Source organism: Larkinella sp. C7, assembly GCF_006149005.1.
GTDB lineage: Bacteria > Bacteroidota > Bacteroidia > Cytophagales > Spirosomataceae > Larkinella.
Window position 1 is genome coordinate 51,332 of record NZ_VBSL01000002.1, and the last position, 16,433, is coordinate 67,764.

Below are 16,433 nucleotides of genomic sequence, written 5' to 3' on the forward strand. Positions count from 1 at the left end.
CGTTGGAAAAACTATCTATCATCGAAGGTTTAAGATCCTGATAATAAGATCAATTGTTCACAAGCACGATTGAACAATAAATGTGCCAGATCCCGAAAATACAGACTAAAGAAGCAATTATCAGACAAGTATTTTACATTAGCTGCGCAGGCGCTCAGCAGGGCAACACAATCGTACAAAGCGTATATTGATTGAGTTTGCTCTCGACGTCGAGTCGTCCTCCGTGTTGCTTGATAAACTGACGGGATAAGGATAGCCCCAGCCCGATGCCCGAGATGAAAGAGGTATTCGACGCCCGGAAGAAGGTCTTGCCAATGTGTTCCAGTTCTTCGCCCGGAATCCCGATTCCAAAATCCCTGACCGAGATGCGAATTTCATGATCCAGCGTATCGATCCCCACTTCTACCGGTTTTTCGGAACCGATGGAATACTTTAATGCATTGCTCATCAGGTTTTCCAGCACCTGCTCCAGAATGACCAAATCGCCTTTTGCCCAAACCGTTTCCTGACCGCATTGAAACTGAATCCGCTGGTAATCCGTATGCTGTTCGAGTTGTTGCGTAATCAAATTCTTACAAAAGGCCACCAGTTCCACATCTTCGATCCGGAGCGCAATCTGCAGCAACTGCATCCGATCCTGAAACAACACTTTCGTCAGTAGCTTGTCGAGCCGCTGGATTTCCTGGCGGGTCAGGTGGGCATAATGCACCACCTTTTCGGCCAACACCGTCCCCGTCGACCGTTCACTGAATTTAGCCAGTGCTTCGGCGGCCAGCAAAATACCCGTCATTGGATTGCGGAACTGGTGCGAAACAAAAGTAATGAACTGCGATTGGTGGGTGTTGATTTCCCGTTCGTGCCGCAGCACCCGGTTGACTTCTTCCTCGGCGATCTGCAAGCGGATCAAATCTATATCGGTCTGATTCTTAGCTTCCTGAAGGTTTTGCATCGTTATCGCCAACTGCCTTTCCGCTTCTTTTCGGTCGTTGATGTCCAGATACGAAGCCACCACGCCGTCGTCATTTTTGATGATGGATATATCGAACCAGCCGCTCAAGGGCTCACCCGCGTAATATCGCTCGGTGCGACGGGGTTCGCCGGTTTCAATCACTTGTCCATAATCCGCAAAAATCATCTCGCGGGCTTCCGGGAATAAACCCAAAAACCGCTTTCCAACCAGGTCACTGACCGAGCGTTTGAGCAGCAAGGCGTATTTTTCGTTGGCCCCTTCGTAAACAAAGTCGATGAGATTCCCTTTCCGGTCGCGGACGGCTTTCAGTTGCGATATCGCAATCGGTGAGCCATCCAGCATCGTTTGCATGGTTTCGGTCACCTTTTGCAATCTGACCTGCACTTCTTTCAGGGTGGTAATATCGATTGTCGTTACAATAATGCGGTGGTCATACCGGGAAATACTGATTTTATACCAGCCCACCAGACCATCGCGGTGGTGAAATTCGGTTTCGAACTGGTAGGTTTGCCCGGTTTGAAAAACCTGAATGGACAAAGCACACAAATCAATGGTAATCAGACTTGGCAACAGGAGTTTCATCGACTCATCGATCAGGGCGTCCGACGGACGATCCACCAGTTGGGCCGCCAACGGGTTCAACAACACCAGCCGAAAATCCGAGGGCTGGCCTTCGTCGTTGAAAACCGGATCATAGACGTAAAGACCTGTTGGAATATTGATCAGGATTCCCTGCAATAAATCGGACTGGTCCTTTGGCTGCTTTTCGGACGGGAGGGATTTTTTCGGCTTTTCATTCTGGGAGTCCGCCATGTTCTGTTCTCAGTAAGCCAGACCAAGGAAAAAAGTAGTCAGCCGCACAGTTAAAAAAATACCTATACTTATTGTACTCCTGACCGCCACCTGGCTACTTTCTAAACCAGTTTGGAATGGTCCTTTATTGAAGACAACCCAATTACCGGACGAATGTTCTGTAAACTTAAGCTAATTGCTTAAATTTCAATAAACTACTAAAATTATCTGAATACTTTACGAAGTTTATTTTCCCCCAAGACAGCGCTTATTCCGGATAAATTTTACCTAAAAGCAGCCTCACAACCGTGCTAACGCTATTCCTTACACGCAGCACGATCCCAGCCGACGGGTATTATTAACCGAAAAGACCGGAAAACGCTATGAAAATAATTTACTGCTTGCGGATAAACCGAATTAGGTTCGGGTGAGTTGATCGGACATTTCCAGCCAGTAGCGGCAGATCGAGTTGACAAAGTAGGCCAGATCGTCAAACCGGCCGGGCTTTATTACGTAAGCATTAACACCTAGCTGGTAACAAAAACTGATGGTAGCGGGTGAAGCAGAATCACTAACAATCAGCACCGGAATGTGCTTCCCCCGCGGGTGGCTTCTGATTGCCGACAGGGTTTCGATCCCAACCGGTTTCCACGATTGTAATTCCAGCAAGATCAAGTCAGGAAGTTCCCCACTTTCATCCTCCAGTTTTTCCACCAGCAACCGACCGCTGAGGAAGAAATCCAGTCGGCTTTCGAGTTGTTTCTCGGAAAACGCCCTTGTGAAAAAGGTGCCATACTCCTCATCGTCAACGACGATCCAGGTAAGATACGTTTGTTTGCCGGACATGGGGAGCGGGGTTCAGGACTTGCTTATAAAGATAACAATTATCCCACTGTATTCATGGTCGGTCTGCAATCGTTTCCATAAACTTATTTGATTGGTGACACGCCAGCCAGCCCGGCCAGGCGGTTGATTTCCTGCCAAATCAGATCCGGAACGGAAATAGCCCAAAGGCCCGGCAAACCGTAGACCATCTGCGACGAAGCCCCTTCGTAGCCGCCTTCTTTCAAAACCGTTGCGGACGGAATGTAGCCCATTACGTCGTTGGAATACCCCAGCACGAAGAGGTCGGGGCCAAACCGCTTTTTACACGCAATGGCGTATTCGATGACGAGTTCACCCCCAAACGCCAGCAGAGGCTGGTCGCCCAACTGCCACACCTGCAACGGATACGGATAATGGGTCAATACGGGCTTGCCCTGCTTTCTTTCGGCCAGCATCCGGATCGCCCAGCGTTTCATGTAACTCTCCCCTTCCTGGCTGGTTTTCGTCAATTCCGCTTCCGAAGGCGGAGCGGCCAGCGGAAGGTCAATTTCTGAATAGGCGGTCCGAACCTGGGCCGTCAGTTTTCGCATGGGTTCTTCGAGCACGCGATCCACGGCCACGGCCAGTTCCCGACCGTGTTGCCGGGCCAGCGGCACGGTCCGGCGGGGCATCGGGTTCTGATCTCCGGCGGCTCCCTGAAAAAACAGAGCCATCGCACCCGGATGGGCTTTTTCCAGCTCCAGTTGGGCAAACCCGACGTAATCACCCGACCACTGGTACTGATCCAGCACGGTGGGGTGGCAGGCATATCCGAAGGCAATGGCTTTGAGTTTCCCGGCCTTGCCGAGCACCTTGATCACCGGAACCGCGTGATCATTCGGGCCTTTCAGTTCCGTCTGCTCCCGCAGCGAGCTTTCCTTGTTGTTGCGCCGATTGACCTGAAACCGCGTTACGCCGTTCTGGGCGAACAGTTCCGCCGGTTCAAGGTCTTTCAGGGCTTGCCCAACCAGCGTCACCACCTGTTCTTCCAGTTGGCGGGTATAGCGGTCGATCTTCGCCAATTCGCCGGCATCGAGCGGGTAAATATCGTACAGCGCGTCGGCCAAAACCGGTCCGGAATGGGTGTGCGAACTGTTCAGAAGAATTTGGGCTTTCGACAGCCCGAACTGGCGGTTCAGGCGCTCCCGGATTTGATCCGATAGTTTTTTGGGGAAACCCAGCAGATCCGTAGTCACCAGCACCACCCGGTTTCCTTTTTCATCTTCCAGCGCCAGGGCTTTGGCCCATAAATCATGGAGTTTGCCCTCGGCGGGGCGGGTTCGGGCTGCATAGCCTGCCATCCACTGCGAAGTTTTGGGCGTAATCACCACCCGGGAAACACCGGCTTTCCAGCCCTGCGCCCAGACCGTATTGATAAACAGCAGCAAGACGATCACCCAGCATATACGTTTCATCGCTTACTTCGCCAGAAAAGTCTGGATCAACGCATTCCATTCGTCGTCCAGCGAACCGACAAAAACCGTTGCGCCCGCCCGGCGATACCAGTAACCGGCATTCCACTCATCGCCTTCCTTGCGGTGCAGATAGGCGTGCAGCCGGTCGTAGTCGCGGGTTCCTTCCTTACTTTGGGCAATGTTGTGGGCCTGTTCCCAATTGCCTTTGGCGTCATACCAGAGGGCTTCGGCAACCGGGTGCAGACCAAACGGCGGTTTGGTGTTCGTCAGGGTTTTGGTAAATTCAGTCAGGTTCATGGGGGGTGTTTCCAAAAAATTGCGGCATAAAATTCATCAGAAATGCTTCGTCGGTGGCCCGGGTAATGGCCGTGTAGAGCCACCGCACAAAATCCTGGTTCACCTGCCCGTCGGGCAAATATCCCTGATCGACAAAAACCGCCGGCCACTGTCCGCCCTGCGCCTTGTGGCAGGTCAGTGCGTAGGCAAACTTCACCTGCAACGCACTCAGGTAGGGGTCGCGCCGGATGGCTTCGGAACGTTCCTTTTTCGATTTGATGTAAAAATAATCCTGCTGGACACTCTCATACAACTGCTTGTTTTCCTCCCGCCCCAGCGAAGGCTGCGGGGAATACAGCGTATCGAGAATAATCTTGGTTTCAAACTCGGGTTGCTCTTCCAGATCGACCAGCCGCAGGGTGACGGTGGCAAATTTGAGGCCGTGCTGCTCTTCGCGTTTGCGGATTTTCATCACCTCCACAAAATCGCCGTTGGCCAGAAAACCCGCCGGAGAATCGTCGTCGAGCACCGTATAATTGTTCTTGACAATCATCAGCATATCGCCTGCATCAAGTTCTTCTTCACACTGGTTGATGGCCCGGCGAATGTACTGGTTATACTGCACAGCCATCTTGTTGGAACGCGTGATGATGATGGTATTTTCGCGGCCGTATTTGTCGTAGCAATACCGGATTCCGTCTTCCAGCTTTTCGCCGGTCATTTTATAGATGTCCCGAAACTTCCGGACGTTCAGATGAATCTTCGGATTCGGGTCGTTCAGCACATCCCGCAAGTTGGTCGCATTCAGCAGAATACCCGAATGTTCGTCCTGCCGCATGACTTCCATCAACTCCTGTTCCACCACCACCATGTCGAAATGCCGCTCCAGGTAGCCTTTGTCGAGCGCCGGACTCAGTTCCTTGCCCACGGGCGGAAGCTGCGCCACATCTCCGACCAGCATCAGGCGGTTTCCGGGGTTTTCAAACACGAAATCGACCAGGTCGGCCAGCAAACCGTTCATGCCGATCTCCGAATCATCGCTGATCATCGAGGCTTCATCGACGATGAAAACCGTGTCTTCATGGTAATTTTTCTGCCGCTGAAACACCAGATTTCCCGAACTGGAGTCGGCCACCTGGCGGTAAATTTTCCGGTGAATCGTCTGGGCCATGCGCTTCGAATAGTTCGCCATGACCTTGGCCGCCCGGCCCGTGGGTGCCAGCAAAACGGATTTGAACCCAAACTTGGGCAATACTTTGATCAGTGTACTGATGAGGGTGGTTTTACCGGTACCGGCATACCCTTTCAGCAAAAAGCAATCCCGGTAATTTTCATGCTCAGTCCGAATCATGAACGGATTCATCTGTTCAAAGAAGTGCTGCTGCCCGGGAGTAGGCTTGAAAGGGAAGCGTTTCGCCAGCAATTCTGCGGGCGTGAGAGTATCATTCATTGTACGAATATACGGAATAACAGCCGGTTTTTTTCAACCGATTTTACATTCGCCGATAGGGAAACCGGCATCCCTGCTCATCCTCAAACGTAACGATTTCGTTCTTGATTACAAACCGATAGGGCTTCGAAACTTCCAGGGCATTGGCGATCTTCACAATTTGCCGGTCCACGGCATACGTACCAGCGTCCCAGGCCATCGCCACGGATGTTACCTCCGACTGCGTTTGGTATACTCCGTTCGCGCTGAACTCGATCACATCCGGGTACATCTGGCTGCACTTCGAGGGGTTCACTTTTTCCCAGGAACCCACCAGCGGATTCACGTCTTCCTGCTCCGCTTTAACCGGTGGCCGCTGGCACGAAAGGATCAGACCTCCGAGAAACAGCAACCCGCTGATCAGTCTGAGAACACGCGATGGAAAGGAAAGCATAGGCGGTTTTTTTTCAAACTTAGGCGTCCTTCTTTTTAAAAACAAATTGACTGCCACCCTTGAATCACCAAGCAAGTTTTGACAATTTCAAGAATTATAAGGCATATAGCCCCCAAAATACAACACCGCATTGCTTTTATCATACCTTTTTTTTATTTTGATCCCAACCCATTTACCAAACTCCCTTAAATCATGAAAATCCGTCAGGTTTTGCAAGGCAAAACGATCAACACCATCTATTCCGTCACGTCCGACACGACGGTTTATGAAGCTTTGGAAGCTATGGCTACCAAAAATATCGGGGCCGTTCTGGTGATCGACGCGGGAAATTTGTCGGGAATCTTTTCAGAACGCGATTATGCCCGCAAAGGGATTTTGAAAGGCCGGGCGTCGAAAGACACCCTGATCAAAGAGGTCATGACCGCCAACCTGATCACCATCAGCTCTGATCAACGCCTGGAAGACGCCATGCTGATCATGTCTGACAAACACATTCGCCACCTGCCCGTTGTCGACGAAGGCCAACTCATCGGCATTATTTCCATCAACGACGTCGTTTCGGCCATCATCCACGATCAGAAAGCCCGCATCCATTCCCTGGAAAGCTACATTTCGGGAAGCCCCTATTGAGTGATGAGTGAAGAATTATGAGTGAAGAGTTAAACAGGCGTCAGCCAAACGCATGGGCGACCAACTCTTAACTCTTCACTCATAATTCTTAACTCCTGTTATATTTGCGGGCTGAAACCACCAGAAATCAACTTGGATATTGCACGCGAAGAAGTAAAGCGGCTCTACGGCAATCGCCTGCGGCTGCGGGTATGCGGTTTGTGCCTCATCGACGGAAAATTATTGATGGTCCGTCACCGGGGCATTGGCCCCACGGATACCTTCTGGTGTCCGCCGGGCGGTGGCCCCCAGTACGGCGAAACCGCTTACGAAGCCCTGGTCAGGGAATTCCACGAAGAAACCGGGCTGGACATTGAAGTGGGCGAACTTCAGTTTGTCAACGAATTCATGCAGACGCCCCTGCACGCAATGGAACTGTTTTTCGATGTCCGCATCGTGGGCGGTCACCTGCGCCAGGGATTCGACCCGGAAATGGATGCCGACAACCAGATCATTACCGAAGTACGGCTCATGACGTTCGAAGAAATTAAAATGTATCCCGAAAATGAGGTACATCGCATGTTCCGCCTGTGCCAGTCCATGGAGGAGGTATTCCACTTAAAAGGTTATTTGAAACAATAGCGGTGGTCTGTCGGGTATTTTTGTACATTTAGCTCACCATATGTTCCCAAAACTGGAAAACATATAACTTCCCACTGTACCTGTTAACCCAATCACTTTTTTGTGCGTATCGAGACCATTGCTACTGTGACCCCAACCGTCGCCATTCGGGAAGATTCTTTTGATGTGTCAACGACCGACTCGTATCAGCTTTGCCTGGAAATGGGCAAGGAACGGTTTCGGTTTTGTGTGGTTGAACCCCACCCCCGCCGGTGCATCTGGCTGGAAGATTACACCTTTCCGACTCTGCTCACTGAAAACCCGCTATTACCCTCATTACGAACCATTTACCAGAATCACCCGATCCTGCAGTCGTCCTACTGGAAAAGCATTCAGGTGTCGGTCAATTCCCCTTCGTTTACGCTGGTTCCGTCCGGTCTGTTCCGAAAAGAATACGCAGCGCAATACCTCCAGTTGATGCGCGGCAATCCGCTTTCCAGCACCGAACACGCCCTGGCATACGCCCACAAAAAAGAGGATTTTCAGGCAGTTTTCAGCGTCGACAATGCCCTGACCGATTGGCTGTCGGCCACCTATCCCCTGCAGCAGATTACGCTCGTTCACCAGTCGAGCACGCTGATCCAGGCGACGTCGCTGACGGATTCGGTGCTGAATTCGGACCAAAAACTATCGTTAAACTTTGAAGATGAATCGGTTACGGTTATTTATCGGAAAGGCGGAGAATTCAGGTTCTGCAACCGGTTTGCCTACAAAAATGCCACCGATCTGGTGTATTACATTCTGTACGTTATCAACGAATTGAAAACCGAACCGAAGGAATTGCAGGTGGTTTTGTTCGGAGAAATCACGCCATTTGCCGAAATTTATACGGCCCTCGAACAATTTCTGCCCAACATTCGCTTTGGTTCAACACCGCCCGGCTTGCAGTTGACACCGGCTTTCGATGAGTTACCGGAACACCGGTATTTCAGCTTGTACGGAAACACCCTGATCGAGTGAGAACCGACTGACCTTCCATTAACCAGCCAGCCACCACCCGGTTTCTCAAACCTTTATGAAACGAATCGCGCTCTTTCCCGGCTCCTTCGACCCGTTTACGAAGGGACATGAAGACATTGTTTTACGGGGACTCAAACTGTTTGATGAAATCTTTATCGGCATTGGCCGGAACGCCAGCAAACAACGGTATTTTCCGCTGGAGGTGATGGCCGGCCTGATCGAGCAAACCTTTGCGGCCTATCCGGCGGTAAAAGTCGTGTCGTATGACGACCTGACTGCCAACGTCGCCCGCGACCTGGGCGCCCGGTTTTTGCTGCGGGGCTTGCGCAACACGACGGATTTTGAGTACGAAAACAGCATTTCGCAGGTCAACCGGTATGTGTACGAAGACGTCGAAACCGTCTTTCTGATCACGTCCCCGTCCCTGGCCCCCATCAGTTCAAGCATCATCCGGGAGTTGCACCGCTATTCCAAAAACATCGACGAGTTTCTGCCGTACAAACTGAAGTAGTTAAGAGTGATGAGTTAAGAATTAAGAGTTGGCTGACGCAAGCTGAAACAAGTGCGTCAGCCAACTCTTAATTCTTAACTATTTCAAAACCTTCCCATTCACCTCCTCGATCACATACCGGATGGAGCTGAAGGAGTTGGTGAGGGCCAGCGCCGTTTGTTTGGCGTCCATCCATTCGAGACGTTCGATGTCCTCGTCAGTTTGGGGCGTCATCCGGGCATCGTCGACACAGGTCATGTGGTACCATTTGGTCTTTTTCAGGATGCGGTTCCCGTTCAGCGTATAGGTGTGCCAGGTCGTACAGATGCGGTTTTCGAGGGTAGCCACGACGCCGGTTTCTTCTTCCACTTCCCGCAGGGCCGCCACCCGCGACTGTTCATCCCCGTCGAGTTTCCCTTTGGGCAGATCCCACTTGCCGCGCCGAAAAATCAGCAGCATTTTATCCTCCTTAAACACCACCCCACCGGCGGCCCGGACAATCTTGAACATGCTTTTAAATTTCTCTTCAACGGCCTTCTTTTCAGCGGCCACCAGCGTAATGGAGCTTAGATCGCCCATTTCGTAGTTGTTGAGCAAATTGACCAGTTTCTCGATGGTAACGGGCGTCGCATTGAGCACCAGGAGATGCCCTTTCAACATGCCCAGTTTCAGGCCGTCGAGACGGGCATCGATGATCCGGTCGTATTCCACGTGGTTATCCAGCGCAGCGTCCTGCAATTTGGCTGCCTTCTTCGAACCCTTTAAATGAATGGGTCGGTCGTCAATAAAAATGGTCATGAGGTAGTTGAACTGCTGGGTGAATGAGCCCGTCGAACCGTCGACGTACCGAATAGCGTGAATTACAAAACAAATTTAGATAAACCATTCATCTTTGAAGAGAAACTAAATCCACTATTTTTGCAGAACGCCAACTTTCCCCCGTGTGGAACTTGCAATCATTCTTTTTTTAGTCATTCTGAACGGTGTTTTCTCCTTATCGGAGATTGCACTGGTTTCCTCCCGCAAAGCCCGACTCGAAACCGACGCCCGAAACGGCGACCGCCGGGCCGAAGAGGCTCTGAAACTCGCCGAATCGCCCAACCGGTTTCTGGCTACCGTTCAAATCGGGATTACCCTCATTGGAATCCTGACCGGTATTTTCAGTGGTGACAGCCTGACCGACCAGATTTCGGGCTTCGTGTCCCAGTTTCCGCTCCTTCAACCATACGCCAACAGCATCGCCGTCACGCTGACGGTTATTCTCATTACGTATCTGTCGCTGGTGCTGGGCGAGCTGGTTCCCAAACGAATCGGACTGTCGAATCCGGAAGGCATTGCCAAATTTATGGCCGGGCCGATGAACATGCTGTCCCGCGTGACGTCACCCTTCATCAGTCTGCTCGGTTTTTCCAGTGATCTGATCATTAAAATCCTGAACATCAAGCCCAATGCCAGTGCCGTAACGGAAGAGGAAATCAAAAGTCTGATTCAGGAAGGCACCTCGGGCGGGGTCATCGAGGAGATTGAGCAGGAAATTGTACAGAACGTTTTTCAACTCGGCGACCGCCGGATCACCTCCCTGATGACCAACCGCCAGGAAATGGTGTTCCTGGATCTGGAAGCGACCGTTGAAGAAAACCGCCAGTACATCATCGAACACCGCCATTCGCATTACCCGCTTTGCCAGGGGGGCGTCGATGAAATGATCGGGCTCATTCACAGCAAGGATTTTTTGGGCAAAGACCTCGATGATCAGCTCACCCGGCTCGAAGAACTCAAACGCGATATTCTGTACATTCCCGAAAGCAACATGGCCTACCAGGTGCTGGAACGGTTTCGGGAACGTCGGCAGTACGTCGGCATCATTGTCGATGAATACGGTGGCGTTCTGGGTATGGTGACGCTCAACGACATTGTGGACGCGCTCGTGGGCGACATTTCGGACACCAACGAATTCGAATTTGAGATTGTAGAGCGGGGCGACGGCAGTTACCTCGTCGACGCCCAGATTCCATTCGACGATTTTCTGGATTATTTTAACATCAACATCCAGAACCGGCGCGAAATGACCGGTTTTGATACCCTGGGCGGTTTTGCCTTACAAATTATCAAGGACATCCCAAAAACCGGTGAGACTTTTTCCTGGCAGGAATACCAGTTTGAAATCATCGACATGGACAAAAGCCGGATCGATAAGATTCTGGTGACGAAGCGAATTGAAGAATAGTTAAAAAATTAATTATAAATCTAGAATGATAAATGCAGAATGTAAAAGTAGCTAAGCACTTTTGAAACACTTTTACCTTCGACATGTATCATTCTAGATTTTACATTCCCCTTTTTTTACATGATTGCAGCAAAAGTTGCCCGATTGCTATTGGAAGTGAAGGCGGTTCGGCTCCGGCCGGAGGAGCCTTTTACGTGGAGTTCAGGCTGGAAATCACCGATTTATTGCGACAACCGGATTACGCTTTCCTACCCGGAAGCCCGGACGTATATCCGTACCGCGTTAGCCGAAACGATTTTGAAGCAATTCCCTGATGTTCAGGCCATTGCGGGCGTCGCTACGGCCGGTATTGCCCAGGGAGCACTGGTAGCCGATGCACTGAACCTGCCGTTTCTGTACGTTCGGCCGGAGCCTAAAAAGCACGGCATGGGTAACCAGATCGAGGGGCGGCTGGAAGCGGGCCAGCGTATTGTCGTGATTGAAGACCTGATTTCGACCGGTGGCAGTTCGCTCAAAGTGGTGGATGTGCTGCGGCAATCCGGCGCCGGGGTGCTGGGCATGGCGGCCATTTTTACCTACGGTTTCCCGGTAGCCAGTCAAAATTTTGCGGACAAAGACGTCAAACTGGTTTGCCTGAGCGACTACGAAACGCTGGTGGGCGAAGCCCGGAATCTGAACTACATTTCGGCAGACGCCATGGACTCCCTCGCGGCCTGGCGACAAAATCCGGCGGAATGGAACCGCTAGCCTGACAGCCGATGAGACGGCTCTTTTGTTTGGCATTCGGCTGGCTGCTGACCACGTCGGCCCTGGCGCAGGAATCCCGGCTTTCAACCCCCTTTCAGGCCGACCTCGAACTCGGTTGCATGGGCGCAGCAAACCGCCAGCCCCCCTTCTGGCTCCGCACCAATCAATACGGCATCGTACCGCTGCAAGGCCCTTTCGCGACCCTGCGGGGGCAAATCAGTCGCGACTACCGCACCGATTCATCATATACGAACCACCACCGGTTCGATTGGGGCGTCGGTGGCTATGCGGCTGTCAATGTGGGCAAAAGCAGTCAGTTTATTCTCCCGGAACTGTATGCCAAGGTTCGGCTGGGGAAATTTGAGCTCTGGGCGGGGCGTCGGCGCGAGCAATATGGCATCGGTGACACCACGCTGACGTCCGGTTTTGTGGCCTGGTCGGCCAATGCCCTGCCCATTCCAAAAGTACAGTTCCATACACCCGACTTCGTGCCGATCGGTTTTCTGAAAAAACTGGTAGCTTTCCGGCTGGGCTATGCCCACGGCTGGTTCAATGCGCCCTATATCAAAGGCGCGTATCTGCACCAGAAATACCTCTACGGCCGCTTCGGAAAACCGCACTGGAGCGTAAAATTTTACGTAGGCATGAATCACCAGGTGCAGTGGGGCGGGCAGGCAGACTACCTGAAAGGCACGCCATTCGCGGTAAATGGAAAGTTACCATCGTCATTCCGGGATTATACGGGACTCATTTTTGGGCTTTATCCAAAAGAACTTACCACCAGCCAGCAAACCGCCTTCGACGGCGAAAACCGGGTCGGCAATCACCTGGGTTCCATCGACTACGCCCTGGAATGGACGACCTCCCGGTTAAGTACCTTGTTTTACTACCAGCATTTTTACGAAGACGTCAGCGGAATCGTTTACCTCAACTTTCCCGACGGTTTGTGGGGCCTCCGTTTTCGGAACAAAACCGCCACGCCCAACCCCCGGTTCCGGTGGAATGCCGCCGTGGTGGAGTGGCTGCCGATGACCAGTCAGAGTGGGCCGGTTTTCGACCAGACGGCTCAGTATCAGGGCGCTGACAATTATTTTAACCACGGTCAGTACCGGGAAGGCTGGTCGTATTTTGGCCGAACCATCGGCACGCCCTTCATCGCCCCCCGAGCCGACTACACCGCCCGGGTGCAGCAATACACCGGGGGCGGCTTTTTCCCCAACAACCGGGTCAATGTCTGGTATCTCGGACTCGAAGGAGTTTTATACCGGATTCAACTCAATGCCCGGGCGTCGTTCAGCCGTAACTACGGTACCTACAACCAGCCGTATTCTCCCCGTCTCGAGCAGTTTTCAGCCCTGTTGGCGGCTCAGGTTCTCCTTCCCCGGTTTTCCAATACCTTCCTGACAGCCTCTTTTGCCCGGGATCAGGGCGCGTTATACCCAACTCAAACGGGCCTGTACCTGTCTGTTAAAAAGCGCTGGTAATCGCCGGTATCAACTTTACCGTAGTATTATCTTTCTCTACCACTGGCCTGGTAATCTACTCATTATCAGCACCTCACCTTCTCCTGCCGGGGCCATATCCTAACATTCTTACGGATTGGAAATCTAAATGCCCGTCTTCATTCGTATGACTGTCAATATCCTATCATTCCATTCAACCTTTCTAAAACAATTTGAAACATGAGTACGACTAAAAAAGGGGGATTTCGCCTACCGGCAGGCGCTTGGGTACTCGGCCTGATGGTGGGCCTGAACGCGTGTACATCACCCGAGAACGCCCTGAGCCCCAATGCCACGAAACACAATAGTGCCCGTGAAAGCGCAACGGAGCTTTCGTTTTTTGCTTTAACGGACAACAACCGGTTGAACAAGAAAACCGTTTCGAACCCGATGGCGAACCTGTCGGATACCGAGATTACGGGTTTGAAAGAAAACGAAAAAATCCTGGCCATCGACTTCCGCCCGGCAACGGGGCAACTCTACGGACTGGGCAGTACCAGCCGGGTTTATGTGATCAACCAGGAAACCGGGGTAGCGCGTTCGGTGAGTGTGGATCCCTTCTCCCCCGCCATCGCCGATGGCGCTTCGGTCGCTTTTGACTTCAACCCGACAGTCGACCTGATCCGGCTGGTAACCAGTACCGGCCAAAACCTCCGGCTCAATCCCAACACCGGCATGCTCCAGACCGGCGGGCAGGATGGAAACATCAACGGCGGAACCAATCCGGCGATTTCGGCAGTGGCCTACACCAACAGCAAGGGCGTCTCGAGCAGCACGGTTTTGTATGACATCGATCCGGTTTCAGATCGTCTTTACTCCCAGATTCCGCCCAACAACGGAACGCTCGTCAACGTCGGCCCTTTGGGAAAAGACATCACCGGCAGTGCCGGTTTCGACATTTCGTCTGACAACAGCCATGCCCTGCTGGCCTACTGGGTGGGTGGCAAAGCCGAGTTGGGCAACGTAAACCTCAGCACGGGCTCCATTCAGAAGCTGGGCGATCTGGGCTCCAGAACCTACATCGGGCTGGCGATTCCGACGGATGCCGTCGCCTACGCCGTGAGTGGCAACGACCTGCTGATTTTCGATCCCTTCGACATCCGACCGGTTCAGCGTAACATTACCGGACTACAACCGGGCGAAACGATTCGCGGTATCGACATGCGTCCGGCAACGGGCCAACTCTACGCTTTGGGAAATTCCAGCCGCATTTATACCATTTCGTATCCGGCCGGAACCAACAACGCCCAGCTTACCGTGGTCGGTTCCGGTGCGTTCACCCCGATGTTGACGGGCAGTGACTACGGTTTTGATTTCAACCCAACGGTCGACCGGATTCGGGTCATCAGCAACACGGGTCAAAACCTGCGGATCAATCCGATGACCGGGGACGTTCTGGTCGACAAACCGCTCAATTATGGTCCCACGGCGGTTGATCGCCCTTCGGTGCGGGCGGCTGCCTATTCGAACAACGTTCAGGGTGCAACGACAACGGTATTGTATGACCTCGACGACTTTACCAACCGCTTGTACCGCCAGATTCCGCCGAATGACGGCACGCTGGTGGGTGGAAGTCCGCTGGGCATCGACATCACGGCAACCAACGGATTCGACATCGGCGGACGCAGCGACAAAGCCTATGCGCTGTTGACAGCGGGCAGTTCGACCAACCTGTATTCAATCAACCTGAACAACGGCGCGCTCACCAACCTGGGAACATTCCCGACCACGGTGCGCGGATTTGCCATTGGTTTAGGGTTTTAATTGGAAATGAAAAATGTAAAATGATGAATGCTAAATGTAAAAGTTTCGGACTGGAAACCCCTTTTACATTTAGCATTCATCATTTTACATTTTTCATTCCTTAATTCAATTGGTACTTCTTCCCCGGCAGCGTCCTGACCATGCCTCTAAACTCCAGGTTCAGTAGCAGTGACGCCAGTTTGCCAAGGTGAATCTGTGTTCGCCAACTCAGCTCATCGATGTGCCAGTCGGGCTTTTGACGAAAGAGCGCCAGGATCTGACTTTCTTCTTCCGTAAATTCCAGGGCCAGGGCGGTTTTGTCGGTCGGGGCGGTTTTGCTCACCGGCTGATCCCAGTTCAGGGCTTCAATCACATCCTCCGGTTTGGTATAAATCTGCGCTTTGTTTTCCCGAATCAGCTTGTTGCAGCCCTGCGAAAACGTCTGATTCAGATGACCGGGGACAGCAAAAACGTCCCGGTGATAGTTGTTGGCATATTCCGCCGTGATCAAAGCCCCGCCTTTAGTGGCCGCTTCCACAATGATGATGGCATCACTCAAGCCCGCGATGATGCGGTTTCGGGCCGGAAACAAGCGGGCGTCGGGCTTGATGCCGGGGCGGTTTTCGGTTAGCAAACCGCCAAGCATCACCATCTCCTGCGCGGTTTTCCTGTGTACATACGGATAAACGATATCAATTCCACTGGCCATGACACCCACCGTCGGCAGGCTGTTGACCAGACTGGCCCGGTGGGCGGCAATGTCGATTCCGTAGGCCAGACCACTGATTACCAGCGGCTGGTAGGGCTGCACCGCCTGAATCAGTTCTTCCGTAATCCGCCGTCCGTAGTCGGTGGCTTGCCGCGTTCCGACAATGCCGAGGGTGCGGGTGGCATTCAGGTCGGCAGTGCCCTGAAAATAGAGCATTGCCGGAGCATCGTAGAGGGCTTTCAGGCGGGCCGGATAGGCCTTATCGGTATAGAACAACTGCTGAATCCCCAGCTTATGACACCGCTGCTGCGTCTGTTCCGCTTCCCGCAACACGTCCGGGTGCAAAATAGCGCGGGCAATCACCTCGCCCACACCGGGTGTTTTCCTCAATTTTGACAGGGGCGACCGAAAAACCTCGGAGGCCGAACCGCAATAACTCATCAGTTGACGAATCAATACGTCGCCCACACCGGGTACGGACGTCAGTGCCGATTGGTAAAATAATTCAGGATGATTCACAGGGTGTTCATTCAGGGTTTTTATCAAGACGGAATCGGAAGCCCGG

The 16,433-nt window shown here is 52.4% G+C and carries 16 protein-coding genes; 8 read left to right on the plus strand and 8 right to left on the minus strand.

Features of this window, described 5'->3' with window-relative positions; all coding sequences use genetic code 11:
• Nucleotides 1-154: 154 nt before the first annotated feature.
• From FH871_RS05290 to FH871_RS05315, 6 genes are all read right to left on the minus strand, one after another.
• Nucleotides 155-1,783: a PAS domain-containing sensor histidine kinase gene (locus FH871_RS05290; RefSeq protein ID WP_138990314.1), complete on the minus strand. Its 1,629-nt coding sequence runs from the start codon at nt 1,781-1,783 to the stop codon at nt 155-157.
• A 396-nt stretch (nt 1,784-2,179) separates the two neighbouring features.
• On the minus strand, nt 2,180-2,608 hold the full coding sequence (locus tag FH871_RS05295; protein WP_138990315.1) for a response regulator: 429 nt from the start codon (nt 2,606-2,608) through the stop codon (nt 2,180-2,182).
• 83 nt (nt 2,609-2,691) lie between these two features.
• On the minus strand, nt 2,692-4,041 hold the full coding sequence (locus FH871_RS05300; RefSeq protein ID WP_138990316.1) for a neutral/alkaline non-lysosomal ceramidase N-terminal domain-containing protein: 1,350 nt from the start codon (nt 4,039-4,041) through the stop codon (nt 2,692-2,694).
• Nucleotides 4,042-4,044: 3 nt separating this feature from the next.
• The gene (locus FH871_RS05305; protein WP_138990317.1) at nt 4,045-4,338 is read right to left on the minus strand and encodes a hypothetical protein; all 294 of its coding nucleotides are present in this window, start codon (nt 4,336-4,338) and stop codon (nt 4,045-4,047) included.
• Complete coding sequence (locus tag FH871_RS05310) at nt 4,325-5,767, minus strand: ATP-dependent RecD-like DNA helicase (protein WP_114404895.1); 1,443 nt, start codon at nt 5,765-5,767, stop codon at nt 4,325-4,327. Before FH871_RS05310 ends, FH871_RS05305 begins: the two co-directional genes overlap by 14 nt.
• A 43-nt stretch (nt 5,768-5,810) precedes the next feature.
• Nucleotides 5,811-6,200, minus strand: a complete 390-nt coding sequence (locus FH871_RS05315) for a hypothetical protein (protein ID WP_138990318.1) — start codon at nt 6,198-6,200, stop codon at nt 5,811-5,813.
• A 192-nt stretch (nt 6,201-6,392) separates the two neighbouring features.
• Between FH871_RS05315 and FH871_RS05320 the strand changes: the two genes are divergently transcribed.
• From FH871_RS05320 to coaD, 4 genes are all read left to right on the plus strand, one after another.
• Nucleotides 6,393-6,830 (plus strand): CBS domain-containing protein, encoded by a 438-nt coding sequence (locus FH871_RS05320; protein ID WP_138990319.1) that lies wholly within the window; start codon nt 6,393-6,395, stop codon nt 6,828-6,830.
• A 132-nt stretch (nt 6,831-6,962) separates the two neighbouring features.
• Nucleotides 6,963-7,451, plus strand: a complete 489-nt coding sequence (locus FH871_RS05325; protein WP_138990320.1) for an NUDIX hydrolase — start codon at nt 6,963-6,965, stop codon at nt 7,449-7,451.
• Between the two features lie 102 nt (nt 7,452-7,553).
• Entirely contained in the window at nt 7,554-8,450 is an 897-nt protein-coding gene (locus tag FH871_RS05330; RefSeq protein WP_229317074.1) for a DUF3822 family protein, read from the plus strand.
• Nucleotides 8,451-8,505: 55 nt separating this feature from the next.
• The gene (coaD, locus tag FH871_RS05335) at nt 8,506-8,961 is read left to right on the plus strand and encodes a pantetheine-phosphate adenylyltransferase (protein WP_138990321.1); all 456 of its coding nucleotides are present in this window, start codon (nt 8,506-8,508) and stop codon (nt 8,959-8,961) included.
• 78 nt (nt 8,962-9,039) lie between these two features.
• Here coaD and FH871_RS05340 read toward each other — a convergent pair whose 3' ends face one another.
• Entirely contained in the window at nt 9,040-9,738 is a 699-nt protein-coding gene (locus FH871_RS05340) for an NUDIX hydrolase (RefSeq protein WP_138990322.1), read from the minus strand.
• Between the two features lie 145 nt (nt 9,739-9,883).
• On the opposite strand from FH871_RS05340, the gene FH871_RS05345 reads away from it, so the two are divergent.
• The 4 genes from FH871_RS05345 (at nt 9,884) to FH871_RS05360 (ending at nt 15,180) form a co-directional block, all read left to right on the plus strand.
• Nucleotides 9,884-11,167, plus strand: coding sequence for a hemolysin family protein (locus FH871_RS05345; RefSeq protein WP_138990323.1), 1,284 nt, complete (start codon nt 9,884-9,886; stop codon nt 11,165-11,167).
• 120 nt (nt 11,168-11,287) lie between these two features.
• Complete coding sequence (pyrE, locus tag FH871_RS05350) at nt 11,288-11,914, plus strand: orotate phosphoribosyltransferase (protein ID WP_138990324.1); 627 nt, start codon at nt 11,288-11,290, stop codon at nt 11,912-11,914.
• A gap of 11 nt (nt 11,915-11,925) precedes the next feature.
• Nucleotides 11,926-13,398 (plus strand): capsule assembly Wzi family protein, encoded by a 1,473-nt coding sequence (locus tag FH871_RS05355; protein WP_138990325.1) that lies wholly within the window; start codon nt 11,926-11,928, stop codon nt 13,396-13,398.
• Nucleotides 13,399-13,596: 198 nt separating this feature from the next.
• A complete protein-coding gene (locus FH871_RS05360) occupies nt 13,597-15,180 on the plus strand; it encodes a DUF4394 domain-containing protein (RefSeq protein WP_138990326.1) in 1,584 nt (527 codons plus the stop codon).
• A gap of 100 nt (nt 15,181-15,280) precedes the next feature.
• Here the strand turns inward: FH871_RS05360 and dprA are convergent, their stop codons facing one another.
• Complete coding sequence (gene dprA / locus FH871_RS05365) at nt 15,281-16,309, minus strand: DNA-processing protein DprA (RefSeq protein ID WP_138990966.1); 1,029 nt, start codon at nt 16,307-16,309, stop codon at nt 15,281-15,283.
• Between the last annotated feature and the right edge of the window lie 124 nt (nt 16,310-16,433).

Coding starts and splice junctions, on each gene's coding strand:
- FH871_RS05295 (WP_138990315.1), bottom strand. CDS start 2,608: ATGTCCGGCAAACAAACGTATCTTACCTGGATCGTCGTTGACGATGAG.
- FH871_RS05305 (WP_138990317.1), bottom strand. CDS start 4,338: ATGAACCTGACTGAATTTACCAAAACCCTGACGAACACCAAACCGCCG.
- pyrE (WP_138990324.1), top strand. CDS start 11,288: ATGATTGCAGCAAAAGTTGCCCGATTGCTATTGGAAGTGAAGGCGGTT.
- FH871_RS05355 (WP_138990325.1), top strand. CDS start 11,926: ATGAGACGGCTCTTTTGTTTGGCATTCGGCTGGCTGCTGACCACGTCG.
- FH871_RS05290 (WP_138990314.1), bottom strand. CDS start 1,783: ATGGCGGACTCCCAGAATGAAAAGCCGAAAAAATCCCTCCCGTCCGAA.
- coaD (WP_138990321.1), top strand. CDS start 8,506: ATGAAACGAATCGCGCTCTTTCCCGGCTCCTTCGACCCGTTTACGAAG.
- FH871_RS05310 (WP_114404895.1), bottom strand. CDS start 5,767: ATGAATGATACTCTCACGCCCGCAGAATTGCTGGCGAAACGCTTCCCT.
- FH871_RS05315 (WP_138990318.1), bottom strand. CDS start 6,200: ATGCTTTCCTTTCCATCGCGTGTTCTCAGACTGATCAGCGGGTTGCTG.
- FH871_RS05320 (WP_138990319.1), top strand. CDS start 6,393: ATGAAAATCCGTCAGGTTTTGCAAGGCAAAACGATCAACACCATCTAT.
- FH871_RS05340 (WP_138990322.1), bottom strand. CDS start 9,738: ATGACCATTTTTATTGACGACCGACCCATTCATTTAAAGGGTTCGAAG.
- dprA (WP_138990966.1), bottom strand. CDS start 16,309: ATGAGTTATTGCGGTTCGGCCTCCGAGGTTTTTCGGTCGCCCCTGTCA.
- FH871_RS05360 (WP_138990326.1), top strand. CDS start 13,597: ATGAGTACGACTAAAAAAGGGGGATTTCGCCTACCGGCAGGCGCTTGG.
- FH871_RS05300 (WP_138990316.1), bottom strand. CDS start 4,041: ATGAAACGTATATGCTGGGTGATCGTCTTGCTGCTGTTTATCAATACG.